At 68.2% G+C, this 22,456-nt stretch carries 19 protein-coding genes and 2 tRNA genes; 16 read left to right on the top strand and 5 right to left on the bottom strand.

The window, feature by feature from the left end:
• Positions 1-298 precede the first annotated feature (298 nt).
• Entirely contained in the window at positions 299-1,738 is a 1,440-nt protein-coding gene (locus tag ACFQ6X_RS02315) for an amino acid permease (RefSeq protein ID WP_383174558.1), read from the bottom strand.
• 249 nt (positions 1,739-1,987) lie between these two features.
• On the opposite strand from ACFQ6X_RS02315, the gene ACFQ6X_RS02310 reads away from it, so the two are divergent.
• From ACFQ6X_RS02310 to ACFQ6X_RS02300, 3 genes are all read left to right on the top strand, one after another.
• Entirely contained in the window at positions 1,988-2,476 is a 489-nt protein-coding gene (locus ACFQ6X_RS02310; protein ID WP_329211077.1) for a ribose-5-phosphate isomerase, read from the top strand.
• 75 nt (positions 2,477-2,551) lie between these two features.
• Entirely contained in the window at positions 2,552-3,448 is an 897-nt protein-coding gene (locus ACFQ6X_RS02305; protein WP_383174555.1) for an Fpg/Nei family DNA glycosylase, read from the top strand.
• 122 nt (positions 3,449-3,570) lie between these two features.
• Positions 3,571-4,716: a PP2C family protein-serine/threonine phosphatase gene (locus tag ACFQ6X_RS02300; protein ID WP_383174552.1), complete on the top strand. Its 1,146-nt coding sequence runs from the start codon at positions 3,571-3,573 to the stop codon at positions 4,714-4,716.
• Positions 4,717-4,840: 124 nt separating this feature from the next.
• Here the strand turns inward: ACFQ6X_RS02300 and ACFQ6X_RS02295 are convergent, their stop codons facing one another.
• Positions 4,841-6,019 (bottom strand): cation:proton antiporter, encoded by a 1,179-nt coding sequence (locus tag ACFQ6X_RS02295; protein WP_383174549.1) that lies wholly within the window; start codon positions 6,017-6,019, stop codon positions 4,841-4,843.
• Positions 6,020-6,168: 149 nt separating this feature from the next.
• Here ACFQ6X_RS02295 and ACFQ6X_RS02290 point away from each other — a divergent pair, with 149 nt between their 5' ends.
• Positions 6,169-6,669 carry an HD domain-containing protein gene (locus tag ACFQ6X_RS02290; RefSeq protein WP_383174546.1) on the top strand — a complete coding sequence of 167 codons (501 nt, stop codon included), beginning with the start codon at positions 6,169-6,171 and terminating at the stop codon, positions 6,667-6,669.
• Positions 6,670-6,750: 81 nt separating this feature from the next.
• Here ACFQ6X_RS02290 and ACFQ6X_RS02285 read toward each other — a convergent pair whose 3' ends face one another.
• Positions 6,751-7,929 carry an acyltransferase family protein gene (locus ACFQ6X_RS02285; protein ID WP_383174542.1) on the bottom strand — a complete coding sequence of 393 codons (1,179 nt, stop codon included), beginning with the start codon at positions 7,927-7,929 and terminating at the stop codon, positions 6,751-6,753.
• Positions 7,930-8,410: 481 nt separating this feature from the next.
• On the opposite strand from ACFQ6X_RS02285, the gene ACFQ6X_RS02280 reads away from it, so the two are divergent.
• A complete protein-coding gene (locus ACFQ6X_RS02280) occupies positions 8,411-8,605 on the top strand; it encodes a hypothetical protein (RefSeq protein ID WP_329211088.1) in 195 nt (64 codons plus the stop codon).
• Between the two features lie 55 nt (positions 8,606-8,660).
• Here ACFQ6X_RS02280 and ACFQ6X_RS02275 read toward each other — a convergent pair.
• Positions 8,661-8,734, bottom strand: a tRNA-Gly gene (locus ACFQ6X_RS02275).
• Positions 8,735-8,892: 158 nt separating this feature from the next.
• Between ACFQ6X_RS02275 and ACFQ6X_RS02270 the strand changes: the two genes are divergently transcribed.
• From ACFQ6X_RS02270 to clpX, 5 genes are all read left to right on the top strand, one after another.
• Positions 8,893-8,969 (top strand) — tRNA-Pro (locus ACFQ6X_RS02270).
• A gap of 163 nt (positions 8,970-9,132) precedes the next feature.
• Positions 9,133-10,524: a trigger factor gene (tig, locus tag ACFQ6X_RS02265; RefSeq protein WP_383174538.1), complete on the top strand. Its 1,392-nt coding sequence runs from the start codon at positions 9,133-9,135 to the stop codon at positions 10,522-10,524.
• 277 nt (positions 10,525-10,801) lie between these two features.
• The gene (locus tag ACFQ6X_RS02260) at positions 10,802-11,407 is read left to right on the top strand and encodes an ATP-dependent Clp protease proteolytic subunit (protein ID WP_164494208.1); all 606 of its coding nucleotides are present in this window, start codon (positions 10,802-10,804) and stop codon (positions 11,405-11,407) included.
• Between the two features lie 76 nt (positions 11,408-11,483).
• A complete protein-coding gene (locus ACFQ6X_RS02255; RefSeq protein WP_351179963.1) occupies positions 11,484-12,167 on the top strand; it encodes an ATP-dependent Clp protease proteolytic subunit in 684 nt (227 codons plus the stop codon).
• Positions 12,168-12,323: 156 nt separating this feature from the next.
• The gene (gene clpX, locus ACFQ6X_RS02250; protein WP_383174535.1) at positions 12,324-13,625 is read left to right on the top strand and encodes an ATP-dependent Clp protease ATP-binding subunit ClpX; all 1,302 of its coding nucleotides are present in this window, start codon (positions 12,324-12,326) and stop codon (positions 13,623-13,625) included.
• Between the two features lie 71 nt (positions 13,626-13,696).
• On the opposite strand, the gene ACFQ6X_RS02245 is transcribed toward clpX, so the two are convergent.
• Positions 13,697-14,698, bottom strand: a complete 1,002-nt coding sequence (locus ACFQ6X_RS02245; RefSeq protein ID WP_383174532.1) for a hypothetical protein — start codon at positions 14,696-14,698, stop codon at positions 13,697-13,699.
• A 137-nt stretch (positions 14,699-14,835) separates the two neighbouring features.
• Between ACFQ6X_RS02245 and ACFQ6X_RS02240 the strand changes: the two genes are divergently transcribed.
• The 6 genes from ACFQ6X_RS02240 (at position 14,836) to mreC (ending at position 22,456) form a co-directional block, all read left to right on the top strand.
• Entirely contained in the window at positions 14,836-17,457 is a 2,622-nt protein-coding gene (locus ACFQ6X_RS02240; RefSeq protein WP_383174529.1) for a valine--tRNA ligase, read from the top strand.
• A 123-nt stretch (positions 17,458-17,580) separates the two neighbouring features.
• On the top strand, positions 17,581-19,104 hold the full coding sequence (locus tag ACFQ6X_RS02235; protein ID WP_383174526.1) for a bifunctional folylpolyglutamate synthase/dihydrofolate synthase: 1,524 nt from the start codon (positions 17,581-17,583) through the stop codon (positions 19,102-19,104).
• 3 nt (positions 19,105-19,107) lie between these two features.
• Entirely contained in the window at positions 19,108-19,470 is a 363-nt protein-coding gene (locus tag ACFQ6X_RS02230) for a DUF4233 domain-containing protein (RefSeq protein ID WP_383174523.1), read from the top strand.
• Positions 19,471-19,560: 90 nt separating this feature from the next.
• The gene (gene ndk, locus ACFQ6X_RS02225) at positions 19,561-19,974 is read left to right on the top strand and encodes a nucleoside-diphosphate kinase (protein WP_329211101.1); all 414 of its coding nucleotides are present in this window, start codon (positions 19,561-19,563) and stop codon (positions 19,972-19,974) included.
• A 293-nt stretch (positions 19,975-20,267) separates the two neighbouring features.
• Complete coding sequence (locus tag ACFQ6X_RS02220; protein ID WP_329211103.1) at positions 20,268-21,287, top strand: rod shape-determining protein; 1,020 nt, start codon at positions 20,268-20,270, stop codon at positions 21,285-21,287.
• 98 nt (positions 21,288-21,385) lie between these two features.
• On the top strand, positions 21,386-22,456 hold the full coding sequence (mreC, locus tag ACFQ6X_RS02215; RefSeq protein WP_383174519.1) for a rod shape-determining protein MreC: 1,071 nt from the start codon (positions 21,386-21,388) through the stop codon (positions 22,454-22,456).

The following is a 22,456-nucleotide window of genomic DNA, read 5'->3' as shown; positions in this document are numbered from 1 at the left end:
GTTCGACCGGCGGGCCTCTTGTGTACCCGGGGGCCGTGGGAGCCTCCGGCGCGGGTCCCCGCCGCCGAAGGGGACGTCCGGTGAAGGGGACGTCCGGTGAAGGGCCGCCCCTCGGTACGGCCCGGGTTCACTCACCGGTGACCTCCGCGTACAGCGCCCGTACGGCCGCCACGTCCGTACCTTCGCCCGTCGCCCGGAGCGAGCAGAATCGAAGGGAGGCCCCCGTCCGCCCGCTGACGCGTGGCGAAGGAGGGCCTCCCCGGTGAACCTGACACCTGCCGGCAGGTGTCCGTTCCGACTACTCGACCGGAGCCGCCGCCTTGCGGCCGCGCGCCTCACGTACCAGCGACACGGCCACGACCAGTGCCGCGACCAGCAGGGAGAGCAGCACCTGCTCACGGCCGGCATCGTCGGTCAGCATGTAGACGAGGACGAACGAGATCATCGCGATCGTCGCCCAGGTCAGATACGGGAAGAGCCACATCCGTACGACGAGCTTCTCCGGCGACTCGCGCAGGATGATGCCGCGCATCCGCAGCTGGGTGAAGCAGATCACCAGCCAGACGAACAGGGCGATGGCGCCGGAGGAGTTCAGCAGGAACTGGAACACCGTGTCGGGCCACTGGTAGTTGAAGAAGACGGCCACGAAACCGAACACGACGGACGAGAGGATCGCCACCTGCGGCACGCCCCGCTTGTTCACGCGGGCGAAGGACTTCGGGGCGTCGCCCCGCTGGCCGAGCGAGAAGCCCATCCGCGAGGCCGTGTAGAGGCCGGAGTTGAGGCAGGAAAGCACGGCCGTCAGCACGATGACGTCCATGACCTGGCCGGCGTGCGGAATGCCGATGGCGTTCAGCGCGGCGACGTACGAACCGTCCTTGACGATCGACGGGTCGTTCCACGGCAGCAGCGTCAGGACGATGAAGATCGAGCCCAGGTAGAAGATGGCGATACGCCAGATCACGCTGTTGGTCGCCTTGGAGACGGCGCGCTGCGGGTCCTCCGACTCACCGGCGGCCAGGGTCACGATCTCGCTGCCCATGAAGGAGAAGACGACCATCAGCACACCCGTGAGGATGGCGCCCGGCCCTTCGGGGAAGAACCCGCCGGTGTCCGTGAGATGGGCGAGTCCCGAACCGGGGTTGTCCGAGCCCGGCAGCAGGCCGAAGACGGCGAGCATGCCGACGACGACGAAGGCGCCGATCGCGACGACCTTGATCCCGGCGAACCAGAACTCGAACTCACCGTACGAGCCGACGGACACGAGGTTGGTCGCGGTGAGTACCACCATGACGATCAGGGCCCAGGCCCACTGCGGAACGCCGGGGATCCAGCTCTCCAGGATCTTGGCACCCGCCGTGGCCTCGACGGCGAGCACCACGACCCAGAAGAACCAGTACAGCCAGCCGATCGAGAAGCCTGCCCAGCGGCCCAGGGCACGGTCCGCATAGGCGGAGAAGGAGCCGGAGCTGGGCCGGGCGACGGCCATCTCGCCGAGCATCCGCATGACGAAGACGACCATCAGGCCGACGAGCGCGTACGACAGGAGAATGGCCGGTCCGGCGGCGGCGATACCGGCGCCGGAGCCTACGAAGAGGCCCGCGCCGATCACGCCGCCGATGGCGATCATCGAGAGATGACGGTTCTTGAGACCGGCCTGAAGCCCGTCCGTGGAGTCCGGCTTGTCCGGCCCTTCGGGCTGGTGGCCCGGCTCGGCCAGAGTCGTCTGCGACGTCATGGATCGAATCCTTACGTTTTCTGATCGCGTGGGTCGGTCCTGCCTCAGCGGGGGTGGTGCGAAGGCAAGGCCACGCATTCAAGCCCGAATGACACCGGAAGGGGAACCCCCTCTTCCGGATCGTTGACCGGATCGTTGCCCGAGTGGCATTGCACACAGGTCCCGAGGCGGACCAGGACCCCCGGACCGCCCGGTGGGTCCCGACCCCGCTGACGGCTACCCCGCCCGGTCCGTGCCACACTTCGCACCATGCGCGTGTACCTCGGCTCCGACCATGCCGGCTACGAACTCAAGAACCACCTCGTCGAGTGGCTCACGGCCCAGGGCCACGAGGCCGTCGACTGTGGTCCCCACATCTATGACGCCCAGGACGACTACCCGCCGTTCTGCCTGCGTGCCGCAGAGCGGACCGCAGCGGACAAGGGCAGCCTCGGCATCGTCATCGGCGGCTCCGGCAACGGCGAGCAGATCGCCGCCAACAAGGTCAAGGGCGTCCGCGCCGCACTCGCCTGGAGCGAGCAGACCGCCGCGCTCGGCCGTGAGCACAACGACGCCAACGTGGTGGCCATCGGCGGCCGGATGCACACGACGGAGGAGTCCACCAAGTTCGTCGAGATCTTCCTCGGCACCCCGTACTCGGGCGAGGAGCGTCACACCCGCCGCATCGAGATGCTGTCGGCGTACGAGGCGACCGGCGAGCTCCCCCCGATCCCGGCCCACCACCCGCAGCAGGGCTGAACCGCCCGCACCCGCTCCCCTGTGCCGCCGGGTCCCGTACCCGGCGGCACAGTCGTGTCACCGAGGAGATCCGCCGTGCCCGAGGGGCATACGATCCACCGCCTCGCCGCGGACCACCGTGAGCGGTTCGAGGGCGGTCCGGTGCGGGTGAGCAGCCCGCAGGGCAAGTTCTCCGACAGTGCGGCCCTGCTGGACGGCCGGACCCTCACCGGCGTGGACGCGCACGGGAAGCACCTCTTCCTGGGCTTCGACGGTCACGGATCCGACGGGCAGGGCTCCGACAGGCGGAGCTTCGACGGGCCCGGCTGGGTCCATATCCACCTCGGCCTCTTCGGCAAGCTCGGCTTCGGCACGACTCCCGCGCCGCCTCCCACCGACACCGTCCGGCTCCGCCTGGTCAACGACGCCCACTACGCCGACCTGCGCGGCCCCACCACGTGCGCCCTGATCACCGGACCCGAGAAGCGGGCGATACACGACCGGCTCGGCCCGGACCCGCTGCGCACCGGCGAGGACGGCGAGCGGGCCTGGCAGCGGATCTCCCGGAGCCGCGTCACCGTCGCCGCCCTGCTGATGGACCAGAAGGTCGTCGCCGGCGTCGGCAACGTCTACCGCGCCGAGGTCCTGTTCCGGCACGGCATCGACCCGTACCGCCTCGGCAAGGACCTCACGCGCAGGGAGTGGGACGCGATCTGGTCCGACCTCGGCGAGCTGATGCGCGAGGGCGTACGGAACAACCGGATCGACACGGTCCGCCCCGAGCACCTGCCCGAGGCGATGGGCCGCCCACCGCGCCTCGACGACCACGGCGGCGAGGTCTACGTCTACCGGCGGGCCCGGCAGGCCTGCCACATCTGCGGCACCGGGATCCGCACCGCGGACCTCGCGGCCCGCAACCTCTTCTGGTGCCCGTCCTGTCAGAAGGGCGCGTCCGGCCCGGCCGTGACCGCATCCCGCCCGTCCCGCGATTGAGGACAAAGCGACTCCGGCGCACCCCCGGAGTGCGCGCACCGGACCGGGTCGGCCCGATTTCGAACGCATTGTCACAGGGGTCCCCCTGCACCGGAGGCTGTCGGGTGGATAGGGTCCCGGCAATGGCCCGTCGCAGAGGAGTAGACGCGTACCCGGCCCGGTGGCGAAGATCGGTCCACCGGGCGCGCATCGCGCTGCGCAAGTCCGGCGTCGACTACTTCCGCGGTGACGGCTCCGACTGGATCGCGCTCGTCGGCCTCCTGCTCATCATTCCGGCGATCACCTGCGCCACTCTGCTGAACCCCGTGTGGTTCTCACCTGCCGCGCTGGCACTGCCCATCGTCGCCGGCGGTCTGCTGCTCCGGCCGGCCAGCCTGCTGGGCCTGTACGCGGCCGCGGCCACCGCCCTCATCGTGGAGTCGCTCAGCCTCGGCCCGTACATGAAGGAACCGGCCGGGGTCACTCCGGGCACCGTCCTGGTCGTCGCCGCCTGCGGCTTCTTCGGGCTGGTCCTCGCCCAGTTCCGGGCGAGAGTCGGAGTGCCGTGGAGGCGCGGCGGCACGATGCTCTTCGACCTCCGCGAGAGGATCCGGGTCCAGAGCGCCCTGCCCCTGCTGCCCCAGGGCTGGCACCGCGAGATGGCGCTGCGCCCGGCCGGCGGCCAGTCCTTCTCCGGCGACTTCGTCGTCGCGGCCCGTACCAACGGCGGGCGCACCCTGGAAGCCGTCCTCACGGACGTGTCCGGCAAGGGCATGGACGCGGGCTCCCGGGCCCTGCTGCTGTCCGGCGCCTTCGGCGGCCTTCTCGGCTCACTGCCCCCGCACGGCTTCCTGCCCGCGGCCAACGGCTACCTCCTGCGCCAGGACTGGGACGAGGGTTTCGCCACGTCGATCCATCTGGTCCTGGATCTGGAGTCGGGCGACTACGAACTCCTGTCCGCCGGCCACCCTCCGGCACTGCAGCTGCACGCGGGCAGCGGCCAGTGGGAGGAGAAGGCCGCGGAAGGGCCGCTGCTGGGTGTGTACGACGGCGCCCAGTTCGACGCGGTGAAGGGCTCGTTGGCGCCCGGTGATGTGCTGATGCTCTTCACCGACGGCCTGGTGGAGGCGTCCGACCGGGACATGGCCGAGGGCATCGACCGGCTGACCGGCGAGGCCGACCGCTACGTCGCCACGGGCTTCGAGGGCGCGGCCTGGCACCTCATCGAGGCGTGCGCGAAGGACGTCAACGACGACCGTGCGCTGCTGCTTCTGTCCCGTCGGGCCTGAACCGTACGGAAGCGCCTGAAAAGGTACAACCGTCAATGCGGCCACCCGCTTTCACCCGGACGTGGATCTCCCGGCAGCGGGGTACGGGCACGGAGACACGGCTCCCCGTACCCGTACACGGCGATCAGGCCGGTACCGCGGTCTTCTCGGTCTCCTGGTCCTTCGCCCGGCCTCCTGGCAGGAAGCGGGCCAGCCGGTCCGAGCGCCCGGCCGCGAGCGGCGCCAGGACCGCGAGCAGGAGCACATAACCGGCGATGAACGGGGAGAGCCGTTCGTCCAGTCCCGCGCCCGCCGCCATGGTCGCGAGAATCAGGGCGAACTCGCCGCGGGCCAGCAGCGTGGTCGAGATGTTCGCGGTCGCCCGGGGTCCGAAGGCGTAGATCTTGGCTGCGGCCAGTCCCGCGAACACGTTCATCGCCATGGTCACCGCGACCGCGGCGAGTACCGGCCACACGACGCTCGGCAGGTCGCCCGGGTCGATCGAGAGGCCGAACGCGAAGAAGAAGATGGCGCCGAAGGCATCCCGCAGCGGGTGGACGAGCTTGAGGATGCGCGGGCCCGACGCGGTGCTGCCGAGCATCAGACCGACCATGAACGCGCCGATCGCGTCGGCCACCCCGAACCACTCGGAGACACCCGCCACGAAGACGGCGGCGCCGAGGAAGGAGATGACGAGGAGTTCGTCGTCCTTGGTGTCGAAGAGCCGGGAGACGACCTTGGTGCCGAAGCGTGCGGCCAGCGCGAGGAGCAGCAGGAAGCCGAACGCCTTGCCCCCGTCGGCGGCCGCGGCGGAGAGGCTGTCCGCGCCGGAGAGGATGGGCTGGAGCGCGGCCAGGTACAGGGCGAGGAAGACGTCCTCGACGACGATGATGCCCAGGATCGGTTTGGTCTCGGCGTTGCCGATGCGCCCGAGGTCCACCAGGATTTTGGTGACGATCGCCGAGGACGAGATCCCGAGCACACCGGCGAGGACGAGCGCCTCGGAGGTGCCCCAGCCGAGCGCGAAGCCGAAGCCGAGCCCGGCGCCGACGTTCAGTGCGAGGTACGTGCCGCCGGCGAGCGCCATCTTGCGCCCGCCCGCCTTGAGGTCGTCGAGGTGGAACTCCAGGCCCAGGTAGAAGAGCAGCAGGACCAGGCCCAGTGCGGAGAGCATCTCCAGCTCGTGGGGGTCGTCGACGATGACGACACCTGGTGTGTGCGGGCCGAGCAGGATCCCGGCCAGGATGAACAGGGGGATGGTCGGCAGCCCGATCCGGCCGCCGACGCGGGCGAGGACGGCGGCGGCCAGGAAGGCGCCGCCCATGGCGATGAGCGTGTCTGCGTGTCCGATGAGCCTGATCCTTCGTTAGGTCAAGAGAGCGTCAAGGAATCGTCAGTAATTAGTTTACCGAACGATTGACGCTGCAACTATGACCCGTCGAACCGCGGCTCCTGACGGCGTACAGTCGGCGCATGCCGAGCCCGTATCTGACCCTGGCCGAGGTCGAGTCGACCGCTCGCGAGGCCCATCGCACCCAGACCGACAAGGCGGGGCGCCCCTACGTCGAGCACCTCGCCGCGGTGGCCGAGGGCGTACGGATCCGGGGCGGGAGCGACGAGCAGATCGCCGCCGCCTGGTTGCACGACGCCGTCGAGGACGACGCGCTGTCCCGGCAGTGGCTGGACGAGGCCCCGCTTCCGCAGCAGGTCAAAGAAATGGTCCTCGCCGTCACCAAGCGGGACGGCGAGGACCTCGTCGCGTACACCGGGCGGATTCTCGCCACCCCCGGCGCGCTGCTGATCAAGGAGTCGGACCTGGCGCACAACGCCGATCCGGACCGCCTCGCGGTCCTGGATCCGGCGACGCGTACCCGGCTGACAGCGAAATATGCGCAGGTACGTGGGCTGTTGGGGCTCACCGGAGCCGAACTGCCCGCCGACCAGCCGGATCCGGCCAACCCCGCGGCAGACTGATCCCGGACCGGCCCGTCGCCGGTCGGGGGCCGGCCCACGCGACGGCCGGAACCCGTCCGGGCCGCCGCGGGCCGGACGGGTTCAGCGCTTGGCGGCGTTCCGGCGGAACGCCCAGTTCAGATCCGGCTCGGTGGCGAACCGCAGTACGCGCCGGACCGGGGGAGTGCACAGCAGGGTGACGGCGCCGGCGGCGACGACGGAGACGACCAACAGGCCGACAGGCTTCGTGAGCCACTCGTACCGGTCGAACAGGCCGAAGTATCCGGCGCCCTTCACGAGGAAGCCGTGCAGCAGATAACCGCAGATCGTCCCGGCTCCCAGCACGGTGAACCACATGTGACGGCGCGGCACCCAGGCCAGGAAGCCGATCGTGAGAACAAGCGCACACCCGAACATCGCCAGGGACATCACGGCCCCCGACCACCACGGTGCGCCCAGCTCCTGTGCGGCACTGCTCCGGTAGAACCAGCCGAGCTGCATGCGCGGCGCCGCCCAGTAGGCGAACAGCAGGGCCCCGGCGAAGAGCGGCAGGGCGAGCAGCCGTACCTCACGCCGCCGGACCAGCTGGAAGTGCTCCGGCTTCAGCAGGAGACCCAGCACGAAGAACGGCAGGAGCTGCAGGACACGCTGCAGATCGAGATCGTCACCGATGCCGGGAGTCACCGAGGCGAGCACGGCGATCGTGAGGGCGACGGGCATCGGGTGGCGCAGCGACTGCCACAGGGGAGTGGTGACCCGCCAGATGAACAGGGCAATCAGGAACCAGGTGAGGAACAGGGGGTCGAGCAGGGTGACCGGGACGTCGTCCGAACCGCCGCCCGCGTACCGCTTGAACAGTGAATACGCCGTCTCGAACAGGACGTAGGGCACGGCCACCCCGGTGACCAGACGCTTCACCTTGGCGGGACTCATGTCGAAAGACCGTGAGAAGTAGCCGGAGACGAGGATGAAGGCCGGCATGTGGAACGCGTACACGACCATGTACAGGGCCCGTGCGGTGCGGCTGCCGTCCATCACCGGTTCCCAGGCGTGGGCCACCGCGACGAGCACGATCGCGAGGTACTTCACATTGTCGAAGTAGGCGTCGCGCTGCTTGGCCGGAGCGGGGCCCCCGGAGGCCGCGGGAGCTGCGGAGCGGGCCGGGGCGGACACCGGGGGAGTCCTGACGGCCGTTGACGTCGTCCGCTCGTGTCTGGGCTCCGACTCCCGGGTCTCCGGGGGGATCGGGGCCCTCTTGAATTCGCTCGGAGCTTGGAACATCTAAAGCACCTTAGACCTGTTGATTGCCATGCGTAAAACTGTCAAGAGATATCGCGTGTTCCCACCCATTCGAAAATGAAACCACCGACAACCGCCCGCTATGGGGCGGTTAATCCCCCTTAAACGGGGCATATCGTCGCGTAGTTGGGGAGAGTGAAATTCGTCGCACGAACGCACGGCAAAATGCTGTGAATGAACTGTGGGGGTATGGAAACGATCACAGTGGCCGATATTCGAACTGCCTCGCGCGCAGTGGGCGCCCCGGATTTTCCCCCGCGCCCCCGCGCCCCTTCTCCGGGCGCCCCGCGCGCCGATCCGCCCCGGGGTGCACGCGGGCGTGAGGATGGCGCGATCCGGACAGTGCTATCCGTCACCTGGCAGCACCCACAGGGGAGTTGGTGGCACGATGGAGTCAACGGAGGTGTGCTGGGCTGCACATCGCCGGGCCGGCAAGGCGGACCGACCAAGGGTGTGATCAGTCGTGGCCATTTCACTGTCTGTGGTGCTGATGCTGGGGATCATCCTGGTGGTGCTGATCCGCGGCGGGTCCATCAAGGGCGGGCCGGCGGTCGTGGCCGTGCTCTTCGGCTTCTTCCTGGCGTCGACGGGCATGGCGCCGTCGATCAACAGATTCATGAACTCGATAGCCGAGACGATCAACCAGATCAGCTTCTGATCCGCGCACGCAAAGGGCCCGGTCCGACGAGTAATCGTCGGACCGGGCCCTGGCATGGAGCGGGCGACGGGAATCGAACCCGCGTAGCTAGTTTGGAAGACTAGTGCTCTACCATTGAGCTACGCCCGCAAGCGGTGCACCGCAGGTCCTGTGGACCGCGGCACGAAAAGCATCGTAGCGGGTCCAGGAAGGTCCGCGCACACCCGTATCGGTGTGACCGTCCGTGACCGCCTTCGTAAAGCGTGCTGCGCACTGCTCCTCGGCATGTACCCTACGTGTCGCACCGACGGGGTGTGGCGCAGCTTGGTAGCGCGTCCGCTTTGGGAGCGGAAGGTCGTCGGTTCGAATCCGGCCACCCCGACCACCAGCAAGATCTCCAGGCAAGATCGCGTTGTGGGAGTCATCCCGCTTGCCGTTACTATGCAAATTGCGTGCCCGTGTGTCTGATGTACCGGGCTCGATCCGCGAAGCCGCCTCTCGGCGGCCCAGCAGAACCCCAAGAAGTCAGCCACCAAGGAGACCGAACCGTGAAGAGCGCCGTGGAGACCCTGAACCCGACCCGGGTTCGGCTCAGCATTGAGGTGCCCTTCGAGGAGCTCAAGGACAGCCTCGACGCGGCGTACAAGAAGATCAACCAGCAGGTCACGGTGAAGGGCTTCCGTAAGGGCAAGATCCCCAACCGCGTCATCGACCAGCGGTTCGGCCGTGGTGCTGTGCTGGAGGAGGCCGTCAACGACGCCCTTCCGAAGTTCTACACCGAGGCTGTCAACGAGGGTGAGCTCAATGTTCTGGGCCAGCCCGAGGTTGACATCACCGAACTGAAGGACGGCGAGCTGCTGGCCTTCACCGCCGAGGTGGATGTCCGTCCCGAGATCGAGATTCCGGACTACTCCGGCATCGAGGTCACCGTGGACGCACTCGAGGTCACCGACGAGGACGTCGACAAGGCCGTGGAGCAGCTCCGCGAGCGCTTCGCCTCGACCAACCCGGTCGAGCGCGCGGCCGCCGAGGGCGACGTCGTCACGATCGACCTGGAGGCCAAGGTCGACGGAGAGGTCCTGGAGGACGGCGTGGCCGCCGGTGTCTCGTACACCATCGGTTCCGGCGAGCTCCTCGAGGGCATCGACGAGGCCGTGACCGGCCTGGAGGCCGGTGGCGAGGCCACCTTCACCTCCGAGCTGAAGGGCGGCTCCGCCGAGGGCAAGGAAGCGGAGGTCACCGTCAAGGTCACCACCGTCGCCTCTCGCGAACTGCCCGAGCTGGATGATGACTTCGCGCAGATGGCGAGCGAGTTCGACACGCTCGCCGAGCTCCGCGAGGACAGCCGCAAGCGCCTCGAGAACACCAAGCAGTACGACCAGGCCACCCAGGCCCAGGAGCGCGTCCTCGACGAGCTGCTGAAGCTGGCCGAGGTCCCGATCCCCGAGAAGCTTCTCGCGGACGAGGTCCAGACCCGCAAGCACAACCTCGAGCACCACCAGCTCGGCCAGATGGGTCTCGACCTCGAGAAGTACCTGGAGATCCAGGGCAAGACGCTCGAGGAGTTTGAGGCCGAGACCTCCGAGCAGGCCATCAAGGGCATCAAGACCCAGTTCATCCTTGACGAGCTCGTCAACAAGGAGAAGCTGAACGTCAACCAGGAGGAGCTCACCGAGCACCTCATGCGGCGCGCTGCTTCCTCCGGCATGAGCCCCGACCAGTTCGCCCAGGCCGTCGTCGAAGGCGGCCAGGTGCCGATGCTCGTCGGCGAGGTCGCCCGCGGCAAGGCGCTCGCGGTGGTCGTCGAGGCCGCCAAGGTCGTCGACACCAACGGTGAGGTCGTCGAGCTCGAGGACGACGAGGAAGAGGCTGTCGAGACGGTCGAGGCCGCCGAGGGCACCGCTGACGCGGTTGCCGCCGACGAGAAGACCGAGGCCTGATCCTCGAACTGATCGGCTTTTCTGATCCGTACACGACGGGCTCCGGACGTACCACGTCCGGGGCCCGTCGGCGTATCGGCCCGCACCCCCAGAACCCTTGTGCGGACTGCGGACCTTGCGCTCCCAGCGAACAGTTGGGGAAGCGGGATGGCGTTGTCCCACCTGCGCGTTAGGGTCCATGAAGAGGAAGGGTCGGTTAGTCCCGGCCCACCCGGTACGAAGACGCTGAGACGGCCGGAGCCGTCAGAGACGAGCAGGTGGATACGTGACGAATCTGATGCCCTACGCCGCCGGAGAGCCGTCCCTCGGTGGAGGCCTCGGTGACCAGGTCTACAGCCGACTGCTCGGCGAACGCATCATCTTCCTCGGTCAGCAGGTCGACGATGACATCGCCAACAAGATCACCGCACAGCTTCTGCTCCTTGCCGCAGACCCGGACAAGGACATCTACCTCTACATCAACAGCCCCGGCGGCTCGGTGACGGCAGGCATGGCGGTCTACGACACCATGCAGTACATCCCGAACGACGTGGTCACCATCGGTATGGGCATGGCGGCCTCGATGGGCCAGTTCCTGCTCACCGGCGGTACGGCGGGCAAGCGCTTCGCGCTCCCGAACACCGACATCCTCATGCACCAGGGTTCGGCCGGCATCGGCGGTACCGCCTCGGACATCAAGATCCAGGCCCAGTACCTGCTCCGCACGAAGACGCGGATGGCGGAGATCACCGCCCACCACTCCGGCCAGACCGTGGAAACGATCATCCGCGACGGCGACCGCGACCGCTGGTACACGGCGGAGGAGGCCAAGGACTACGGCCTCATCGACGAGATCATCACGGTCGCGTCGGGCATCCCGGGCGGCGGCGGCACCGGCGCCTGATCCGGCACACCCGGACAGGCACCACGCCGCACCCTCTCGTACGCCGAGACTCCCAGCCCACATGAACGCCACCAGGATGGTGAACACCCACATGAACAACTTCCCCGGCGCCTCCGCGAGCGGCCTCTACACCGGCCCGCAGGTGGACAACCGCTACGTCGTCCCGCGCTTCGTGGAGCGCACCTCGCAGGGTGTGCGTGAGTACGACCCGTACGCGAAGCTCTTCGAGGAGCGTGTGATCTTCCTCGGTGTGCAGATCGACGACGCCTCGGCCAACGACGTCATGGCGCAGCTGCTGTGCCTGGAGTCCATGGACCCGGACCGCGACATCTCGATCTACATCAACAGCCCCGGCGGCTCGTTCACCGCGCTCACCGCGATCTACGACACGATGCAGTTCGTGAAGCCGGACATCCAGACGGTCTGCATGGGCCAGGCGGCCTCCGCCGCCGCCGTCCTGCTCGCCGCGGGCACCCCGGGCAAGCGCATGGCGCTCCCGCACGCCCGTGTGCTGATCCACCAGCCGTCCTCGCAGACCGGCCGTGAGCAGCTCTCCGACCTGGAGATCGCGGCCAACGAGATCCTGCGGATGCGCACCCAGCTCGAGGAGATGCTGGCCAAGCACTCCACCACCCCGCTGGAGAAGATCAGCGAGGACATCGAGCGCGACAAGATCCTTACCGCCGACGACGCACTCGCGTACGGTCTGGTGGACCAGATTGTCTCCACCCGCAAGACCACAGCCGGCGCGGCCGTCTGACGTCGGTCTTTCCCCTTGGCACATTCCACCAGCACGGCCACGGCCGTGTGAACCGTGCCAAGGGGGGCCCGAACGGGGGGCCAGGCAAGGTACCGTCGGATAGAGGCACCAGGAGCCGCTGAACCAGGCTGCTCCCAGGCGAAGGGGAAGCACCTCGTGGCACGCATCGGTGATGGCGGCGACCTGCTCAAGTGCTCGTTCTGCGGAAAGAGCCAGAAGCAGGTGAAGAAGCTCATCGCAGGACCCGGTGTGTACATCTGCGACGAGTGCATCGATCTCTGCAACGAGATCATCGAGGAGGAGCTCGCGGAGACCTCCGAGGTGCGGTGGGAGGAGCTCCCCAAGCCGCGCGAGATCTACGAGTTCCTCGAGGGGTACGTCGTCGGGCAGGAGCCCGCGAAGAAGGCCCTCTCGGTCGCGGTGTACAACCACTACAAGCGGGTCCAGGCCGGTGAGAACGGCGGCGGCGCGAATCGTGACGACGCGATCGAGCTCGCCAAGTCCAACATCCTGCTGCTGGGCCCCACGGGCTCGGGCAAGACGCTCCTCGCGCAGACGCTGGCCCGCATGCTCAACGTCCCGTTCGCCATCGCCGACGCGACGGCGCTGACGGAGGCCGGCTACGTCGGCGAGGACGTCGAGAACATCCTGCTGAAGCTGATCCAGGCCGCGGACTACGACGTCAAGAAGGCCGAGACCGGGATCATCTACATCGACGAGATCGACAAGGTCGCCCGCAAGAGCGAGAACCCGTCGATCACCCGCGATGTCTCCGGCGAGGGAGTCCAGCAGGCCCTGCTGAAGATCCTGGAGGGCACCACGGCCTCCGTACCGCCACAGGGCGGCCGGAAGCACCCGCACCAGGAGTTCATCCAGATCGACACGACGAACGTGCTGTTCATCGTGGGCGGTGCCTTCTCCGGGCTGGAGAAGATCATCGAGTCGCGGGCCGGCGCCAAGGGCATCGGCTTCGGCGCGACGATCCGCTCGAAGCTGGAGATCCAGGCGAGCGACCAGTTCCAGGAGGTCATGCCGGAGGACCTGGTGAAGTTCGGGATGATCCCCGAGTTCATCGGCCGCCTTCCCGTACTGACCTCGGTCCACAACCTGGACCGCGAGGCGCTGCTGCAGATCCTGGTCGAGCCGCGTAACGCCCTGGTGAAGCAGTACCAAAGGCTGTTCGAACTCGACGGTGTGGAGCTGGAATTCGAGCGCGAGGCGCTGGAGGCCATCGCCGACCAGGCGATCCTGCGCCAGACGGGCGCGCGCGGTCTGCGCGCGATCATGGAGGAAGTCCTCCAGTCCGTGATGTACGAGGTCCCGTCCCGCAAGGACGTGGCCCGCGTGGTCATCACCCCGGACGTCGTCCGCAACAACGTCAACCCGACACTGGTCCCGCGCGAGCCGCGCACGATCGGCAAGAACGACGACGGCGGCCGCCACGAGAAGTCCGCGTAGCGGCAGCGGTAGCGATACGTACGTCGAAGGGGCGCCCGGCCACTGGCCGGGCGCCCCTTCGGCGTCGAGGGTCAGATCTTGGTGCGCGAGGTGTTGTAGAGCTTGGCGGCGAGGGCCGCCACGTCCGCCTGTGGCATGGACTTGTTGGTCATCATCGCGCCGACGTCGATGCCGACGACGATGCCGACCGTGCTGTAGTCGGTCCACACGCACACGGGCGTCGTGATTTCCTTCGGGCCCTTCTCAACCGAGCCGTCGGCCTCTTCGTTGATCGTCTTGAGGCTCTGGCACTTCATCAGCGCGCCCTCGAAGCCCTCGGGCTTGACGGCCTCGGGGCTGCCGACGAGCGAGACGTTCTCGTTGTCCTCGCCCTTCGCCATCTCCAGCTCGGCGTTCTTGAAGGCGTTGTCCACCACGGCCGCCGGGTCGGTGACCTCGCCCCAGAAACCCATGAGCATGAGTGACTTCATGGTGAGCGGGTTCTCCTTGCCGCCGCTCACGTACTGGGCACTCACCTGGTTGGCGTTCTTGATCCCCATGGCTTCGGCCTCGGCCTTGTCCTTGCCCGTCACGGGCTTCGAGGGGGTCGCCTCGCCGGTGTCCTGCTTGTAGTCGTCCACCGAGGCGGCCGGCGTCAGCTTGTAGCCCTTGGTGGAGTCCGCGACATCGCTGTTGCTGGAGCCGCCCGACGTGAGGAAGTACACCCCGCCCGCGACAACCGCCAGCGCCACAACGGCCGCGCCGATGATCAGGCCGGTCTTCTTCTTCGGGGCGCCCGGCTGCGGAGGACCGCCGGGGTACGCCTGCTGGCCGCCGTACGGGGGCGTGGGCGGCTGCTGGCCGTACGGGCCCGGCTGCTGGGCCTGCGGGTAGCCGTAACCCTGCGGGGGCTGCTGCGCCGGGACGCCCTGGGGGGCCTGCTGCGGGTAGCCGTAACCGGGCTGGCCCTGCGGCGGGCCCTGCGGCGGGCCCTGCGGCGGCTGGCCGCCGTACGGGCCCGGCTGCTGGCCGTACGGTCCGGGCTGGCCCTGCGGCGGCTGCCCACCGTACGGGCCCGGCTGGTTGTAGCTCATTGGGCTGTCCCCTCCAGAATGCTTATGCGTTCCGAACATCCTGGCGGATGGGGCGGTGGCATGGGGCACCGGGCAGCACACCGTTACTGAACTATCCCGTTTCAGTGCACGACTGTGACGGCCCTAAACTGTCGTGCGTGACCGAGAACGCAACGCAGCAGCCAGTCAGCAACCCCGAACTGCCGACCCAGTACGCGCCGGCCGAGGTGGAGGGGATGCTGTACGAGCGCTGGGTAGAGCGCGGGTATTTCGAAGTTGACGAGCACAGCGACAAGCCGCCCTACAGCATCGTCATCCCGCCGCCGAACGTCACCGGGTCCCTCCACCTGGGACACGCCTTCGAGCACACACTGATCGACGCCCTGGTCCGACGTAAGCGGATGCAGGGCTTCGAGGCGCTGTACCAGCCGGGCATGGACCACGCCGGCATCGCCACCCAGAACGTCGTCGAGCGCGAGCTCGGCAAGGAGGGCAAGTCCCGCCACGACCTGGGCCGCGAGGCCTTCGTCGAGCGCGTCTGGCAGTGGAAGAACGAGTCCGGCGGCCAGATCTCCGGACAGATGCGCCGTCTCGGCGAGGGCGTCGCCTGGTCCCGTGAGCGCTTCACCATGGACGAGGGCCTGTCCAAGGCCGTCCAGACCGTCTTCAAGCAGATGTACGACGACGGGCTGATCTACCGCGCCGAGCGCATCATCAACTGGTGCCCGCGCTGCCTCACCGCGATCTCGGACATCGAGGTCGAGTACCAGGAGGACGACGGCGAGCTCGTCTCCATGCAGTACGGCGAGGGCGACGAGACCATCGTCGTCGCCACCACCCGCGCCGAGACGATGCTCGGTGACACCGCAGTCGCCGTCCACCCCGACGACGAGCGCTACAAGCACCTGGTCGGCAAGCAGATCAGGCTGCCGCTGACCGACCGCACGATCCCGGTCGTCGCCGACCACCACGTCGACCCCGAGTTCGGCACCGGCGCCGTCAAGGTGACCCCGGCGCACGACCCGAACGACTTCGAGATCGGCAAGCGCCACGACCTGCCGTTCCTGACCGTCCTGGACGAGCGCGCCGTCATCACCGTCCCCGGTCCCTTCCAGGGACTGGACCGGCTGGAGGCCCGCTCCGCCATCGTCGCCGCCCTGCGCGCCGAGGGCCGGATCGTCGCCGAGAAGCGGCCGTACGTCCACTCCGTCGGCCACTGCTCGCGCTGCAAGACCACCATCGAGCCGCGCCTCTCCCTCCAGTGGTGGGTCAAGGTCGCCCCGCTCGCCAAGGCGGCCGGTGACGCCGTCCGCGACGGCCAGGTCAAGATCCACCCGCAGGAGATGGAGAAGCGGTACTTCGACTGGGTCGACAACCTCCACGACTGGACCATCTCGCGCCAGCTCTGGTGGGGCCACCGCATCCCCGTCTGGTACGGCCCGAACGGCGAGGTCGTCTGCGTCGGACCGGACGACGAGGCGCCCACCGGCGAGGGCTGGACCCAGGACAGCGATGTCCTGGACACCTGGTTCTCCTCCGGCCTGTGGCCGTTCTCCACGCTCGGCTGGCCCGAACAGACCGACAGCCTCGCGAAGTTCTACCCCAACTCCGTCCTCGTCACCGGCTACGACATCCTGTTCTTCTGGGTCGCCCGGATGATGATGTTCGGGTTGTACGTCAACGACGGTGTCCCGCCGTTCGGCACGATCGTCCTGCACGGCATGGTCCGCGACGAGCACGGCAAGAAGATGTCGAAGTCCTTCGGCAACGTGGTCAACCCGCTGGACTGGATGGACAAGTACGGCTCGGACGCCCTGCGCTTCACCCTCGCCCGCGGAGCCAACCCGGGCACCGACGTCCCGATCGGCGAGGACTGGGTCCAGGGTTCGGCGAAGTTCGCCAACAAGATCTGGAACGCCACCCGTTTCGCGCTGATGAACGGTGCGACCGTCGAGGGCGAACTGCCGTCCGCCGACGAGATGTCGGTGACCGACCGCTGGATCCTGTCGCGGCTGAACAAGACGGTCGCGGACGTCGACGCGTACTACGACGACTTCCAGTTCGCCAAGATCAGTGAGGCGCTGCGGCACTTCGCCTGGGACGAGGTCTTCGACTGGTACGTCGAGCTCTCCAAGACGACCTTCTTCGCGGGCGGTCGTCCGGCCGAGGTCTCGGGGCGGGTCCTGGGCGAGGTCCTCGACGTGATGCTGCGGCTTCTGCATCCGATCGTCCCCTTCGTCACCGAGTCGCTGTGGACCGCACTGACCGGACGCGAGTCGATCGTCATCGCCGACTGGCCGGCGGATTCCGGTTTCCGCGACGACGCGGCCGAGAAGGAGATCGAACTCGTCCAGCAGGTCGTCACGGAGGTCCGCCGATTCCGCAACGATCAGGGTCTTCAGCCGGGTCAGAAGGTCCCTGCCGAGCTCTCCCTGACGGGCACGGCGCTCGCCCCCCACGAGGCGGCCATGCGTCAGCTCACGCGTCTGCAGCCCGCCGGCGACGGCTTCCACGCCACGGCGACCCTCCCCGTCGCGGGAGCCACGGTTGCCCTGGACCTCTCCGGCACGATCGACGTCGAGGCCGAGCGCAAGCGCCTGACGAAGGACCTCGGCGCAGCCGAGAAGGAGAAGGCACAGGCCAACGGGAAGCTCAACAACGAGGCGTTCCTGGGCAAGGCACCCGACAACGTGGTCGACAAGATCCGCGGCCGGCTCGCGAAGGCCGAGGCCGACATCGAGCGGATCACCGCCCAGCTGGCGAACCTGCCGCAGAGCTGATGATCTGAGGACGAAGCCCCCGCACCCCCGACCGACCGGGGGAGCGGGGGCTTCGCCGTGCCCCGGGCGGGCGGGGCAGCGGGCGCTGCGCGCGTTGTCGGCGCACATCCGTAGACTGGCCCTGTGAGTGAGCCCCGCCCTTCAGACCGGCACGACGCGTCAGACTCCGACGACACCTTCGAGGAGATCGTCGACGAAGCGACCCAGCGCGACCCCGACCTGGCGGTGATCGAGGCCGGGAGCCGCACGCTGCGCACCCAGTCGGGACCGCCCCAGGGCGATGTGGTCCCCGCCCGCCCCACCGACCCCGAGATCGACAAGGCGCTGCGCGCCGTGGAGCAGGAGCTCGCCGGACGCTGGGGCGAGACCAAGCTCGAGCCGTCGGTGACCCGTATCGCGGCCCTGATGGACGTGCTCGGCGAGCCGCAGCGCGCCTACCCCTCCATCCACATCACGGGGACCAACGGCAAGACCAGCACGGCCCGCATGATCGAGGCCCTGCTCAACGCCTTCGAGTTGCGCACCGGCCGCTACACCTCCCCGCACGTCCAGTCGATCACCGAGCGGATCAGCCTGGACGGCGCCCCGATCGAGGCCGAGCGCTTCATCGAGACGTACGAGGACATCAAGCCGTACGTCGAGATGGTCGACGCCCAGCAGGAGTACCGGCTGTCGTTCTTCGAGGTGCTGACGGGCATGGCCTACGCGGCCTTCGCCGACGCGCCGGTCGACGTCGCGGTCGTCGAGGTCGGCATGGGCGGCACCTGGGACGCGACCAACGTCATCGACGCCTCGGTCGCCGTCGTCACCCCCATCTCGCTGGACCACACCGACCGCCTCGGCACGACCCCCGCGGAGATCGCCGGCGAGAAGGCCGGAGTGATCAAGCAGGGTGCGACGGTGATCCTGTCCCAGCAGCCGGTCGACGCCGCGCAGGTCATGCTGAAGAAGGCCGTCGAGGTGGACGCCACGGTGGCCCGCGAGGGCATGGAGTTCGGCGTCGTCTCCCGCGAGGTCGCGGTCGGCGGCCAGCTGCTGACGCTCCGGGGCCTCGGCGGGGAGTACGAGGACGTCTTCCTCCCGCTGTACGGCGCCCACCAGGCGCACAACGCCGCGGTGGCGCTCGCCGCCGTCGAGGCGTTCTTCGGCATCGGCGCCGAGCAGGCCCGCAGCCTCGACATCGAAGCGATCCGCAAGGCCTTCCTCGCGGTGCTCTCGCCGGGACGGCTCGAAGTCGTACGGTCCAGCCCGACCGTCGTCCTGGACGCCGCGCACAATCCGGCAGGCGCCGTTGCCGCCTCCGCGGGGATCTCCGAGGCCTTCAGCTTCTCCCGGCTCATCGGGGTCGTCGGCGCCAGTGAGGGCAAGGACGTCCGGGGGCTCCTCGAAGCCTTCGAACCGGTCTTCGCCGAGGTCGTCGTCACCCAGAACTCCAGCCCGCGCGCGATGGACGCGGACGAGCTGGCCGCGGTCGCCGTCGAGGTCTTCGGCAACGAGCGCGTCCAGGTCGAGCCCCGCCTCGACGACGCGCTGGAAGCCGCCATCACCCTCGCCGAGGAGGACGCGGAGTACGCGGGCGCCGGAGTTCTGGTGACCGGTTCCGTGATCACGGTCGGCGAGGCCCGGCTGCTTCTGGGAAGGCGCTGACCTGTGCGTACGCTCTGTGCTTCGACGCTGATCGGCGAGTTCTTCGTGATCGGCTTCGCCGGACTCGTCGCGATGAAGTCCGAGGACATGTCCATGGCCACGGTCTGGACGGTCTGCGGCATCGGCATGCTGCTGTCCGTCCTGCTCTGCGGTGTGATCACCCGTCCCGGCGGGATACAGCTCGGCTGGGCGCTGCAGATCGTCCTGGTCCTGAGCGGCTTCGTCGTTCCGATGATGTTCATCCTCGGCCTGGTCTTCGGGGCGCTGTGGTGGGCCTCGGTGCACTACGGCCGCAAGATCGACGAGGCGAAGGCGCGGTGGGCTGCGCAGGCCGAGGCCCAGGAGGGCACAGAGGCTCCGGCCTGAAGATGACGCAGCGTAAGCCCGGCCGTCGGCCCGTTCCCGTGCCCCTGTAATCTCGCCTCACCGCACCCCGCAGTCTGCAAGGAGCCGCACATGACTCAGCGCACCCTCGTCCTTCTCAAGCCGGATGCCGTACGGCGTGGGCTGATCGGCGAGATCGTCGGCCGCATCGAACGCAAGGCCGGCTGGACGATCACCGCGCTGGAGCTGCGCACGCTCGACCAGGAGACCCTGGAGCAGCACTACGGAGAGCACAAGGGCCGCCCGTTCTACGAGCCGCTCGTCGAGTTCATGGCCTCCGGCCCCGTCGTCGCTCTCGTGGCCGAGGGCGAGCGGATCATCGAGGGTGTTCGCGCCCTGGCCGGACCCACCGACCCGATCGCCGCCGCGCCCGGATCGATCCGTGGCGACTTCGGGACGGTCACCCGGGAGAACCTCATCCACGCCTCGGACTCCGAGGAGTCCGCAGAGCGAGAACTGAAGCTTTTCTTTCCCGGACTTTCCTGACTTCGGCTCGGCCAAACAGCGCTCATGACCTGGGGCGACCGAAGTAATTCGGTCGCCCCTCGGCATAGGGTCCCGGATCGCGGGAACGCATCCCTCCGACGTAACGTCACCATGGGTGGGACGGGCAGCCGTTCCGCTCACAATGGCGAAGGACCCTCGCGCTGTGTCCGTGCTCACGGCACTACGATGGAAGCTTCCACGCCCGCAGCGCCAACCCTCGCCTACCTAAAACAAGCCATTCTTCGCTTCTTGGGAAGGCCCGACGCATCCTCATGGGGAACAAGGGGAACTCAATGTCGTTCATCGGCCGTGACATGGCTATCGACCTCGGGACTGCCAACACGCTGGTGTACGTCAGGGGGCGCGGCATCGTCCTGAACGAGCCGAGCGTCGTGGCCATCAACACCAACACCGGCGGCATCCTGGCGGTCGGCTCCGAGGCCAAGAAGATGATCGGCCGTACGCCGGGCAACATCGTTGCCGTACGGCCTCTGAAGGACGGCGTGATCGCCGACTTCGAGATCACGGAGCGCATGCTCCGCTACTTCATCCTCAAGATCCACAAGCGCCGCTACCTGGCCCGCCCGCGGGTCGTCGTCTGTGTGCCCTCCGGTATCACAGGGGTCGAGCGACGCGCCGTCATCGAGGCGTCCACGCAGGCCGGCGCCCGCCAGGTGCACATCATCGAAGAGCCCATGGCCGCGGCCATCGGCTCCGGCCTGCCGGTCCACGAGGCCACCGGCAACATGGTCGTCGACATCGGTGGCGGCACCACCGAGGTCGCGGTGATCTCGCTCGGCGGAATCGTCACTGCCCAGTCGATCCGGGTCGCCGGAGACGAGCTGGACAACGCGATCATCCAGCACATCAAGAAGGAGTACTCGCTCCTCCTCGGTGAGCGCACCGCCGAACAGATCAAGATCACGATCGGCTCGGCGTTCGACCTCGAGAAGGAGGAGCACACGGAGATCCGTGGGCGCGACCTGGTCTCGGGGCTGCCCAAGACCGTGGTCATCTCCGCCACGGAGGTCCGCAAGGCCATCGAGGAGCCGGTCAACGCGATCGTCGACGCCGTGAAGACGACGCTCGACAAGTGCCCGCCGGAGCTCTCCGGCGATGTCATGGACCGCGGCATCGTCCTCACCGGCGGCGGCGCGCTCCTGCGCGGCCTCGACGAGCGGCTGCGCCACGAGACGGGCATGCCGATCCACATCGCCGAGGACCCGCTGGACTCGGTGGCACTCGGATCCGGCAAGTGCGTCGAGGAGTTCGAGGCGCTCCAGCAGGTGCTGGACGCCCAGCCCCGACGGTAGAACCCGACGTTCCGCCGTACGGGTGCTGCCGCTCCCGTACGGCGGAACGTTGATATACAGGCACCAATATTCCGACGAGGAAGGCACGGCCGCCGCACGTGAGGGACACACGAGAGAGCCGGCTGCTCCTGGTGCTGCTGATCGCCATCGCGTTCGCTTTGATCACGGTGGACATCCGCGGTGGCGAGGAGTCGCCGGTCGACGGCGCCCGGCAGGCCGCCGCCACGGTCTTCGGACCGGTCGAGAACGGCGTAGCAGCGGCGGTGGACCCGGTGGGCAACGCCATAGGCGCCGTACGGGACTCCGGTGAGAGGCACGACCGGATCGCGGCCCTGGAGCAGGAGAACGCCGCACTGAAGGCGAAACTGGGCAGCGACGACCGCAACAGCAGCAAGGTCCGCCAGCTCGACAGCATGCTCAAGGCCGCAGGGGCCGGCCAGTACGGCATCAAGGGCGCCGAGGTCATCGCCATAGGAGCGGCCCAGGGCTTCTCCTGGACGATCACCATCGACGCGGGGGCCAACGACGGCCTCAAGCGCGACATGACCGTACTCAACGGTGAGGGGCTCGTCGGCCGCGTCACCACCGTCGGTCCGAACACCGCGACCGTCCTGCTGGCCAACGACCCCGACTTCACCGTCGGCACCCGGATGGAGAAGACCGACGAGCTCGGCTTCGCCACCGGACAGGGATCCCGGCCGCTGTCGGTCCAGTTCCTCAACGGCAAGGCGAAGGTGAAGAAGGGCGACCGGCTGGTCACCTTCGGATCCAGCAAGGACAAGCCCTTCGTCCCCGGCGTCCCGGTCGGCGAAGTGGTCCGCGTCGACCCGTCGGGCGGCGACCTGACCAGGACCGTCTACGTCCGCCCGTACGTCGGCTTCACCAAGCTCGACATCGTCGGCATCGTCGTCCAGGCACCCCGTGAGGACCCCCGCGACATGGTGCTGCCGAAGCAGCCCAAGAAGCCGGAGAAGCCGAAGCCCACCCCGACCGTCACCGTCACGGTCCAGCCGAACGGCGACCTGGTCGACGGCAGCGGCAAGGTCGTCGGGAACATCCACGAGAAGCCCGACGCGGACGCCTCCGGGAACGCCGACGCGAACGCGACCGGCAACGCCGACCCGAATGCGACCGGCAACGCCGACAACGCGGCCGACGAGCAGGAATAG

Origin of the sequence: Streptomyces sp. NPDC056452 (genome assembly GCF_042796085.1) — a bacterium.
Lineage (GTDB): Bacteria > Actinomycetota > Actinomycetes > Streptomycetales > Streptomycetaceae > Streptomyces.
The sequence above is the reverse complement of the archived record's forward strand: the minus strand, read 5'-3'. Positions and strand labels throughout refer to the sequence as shown.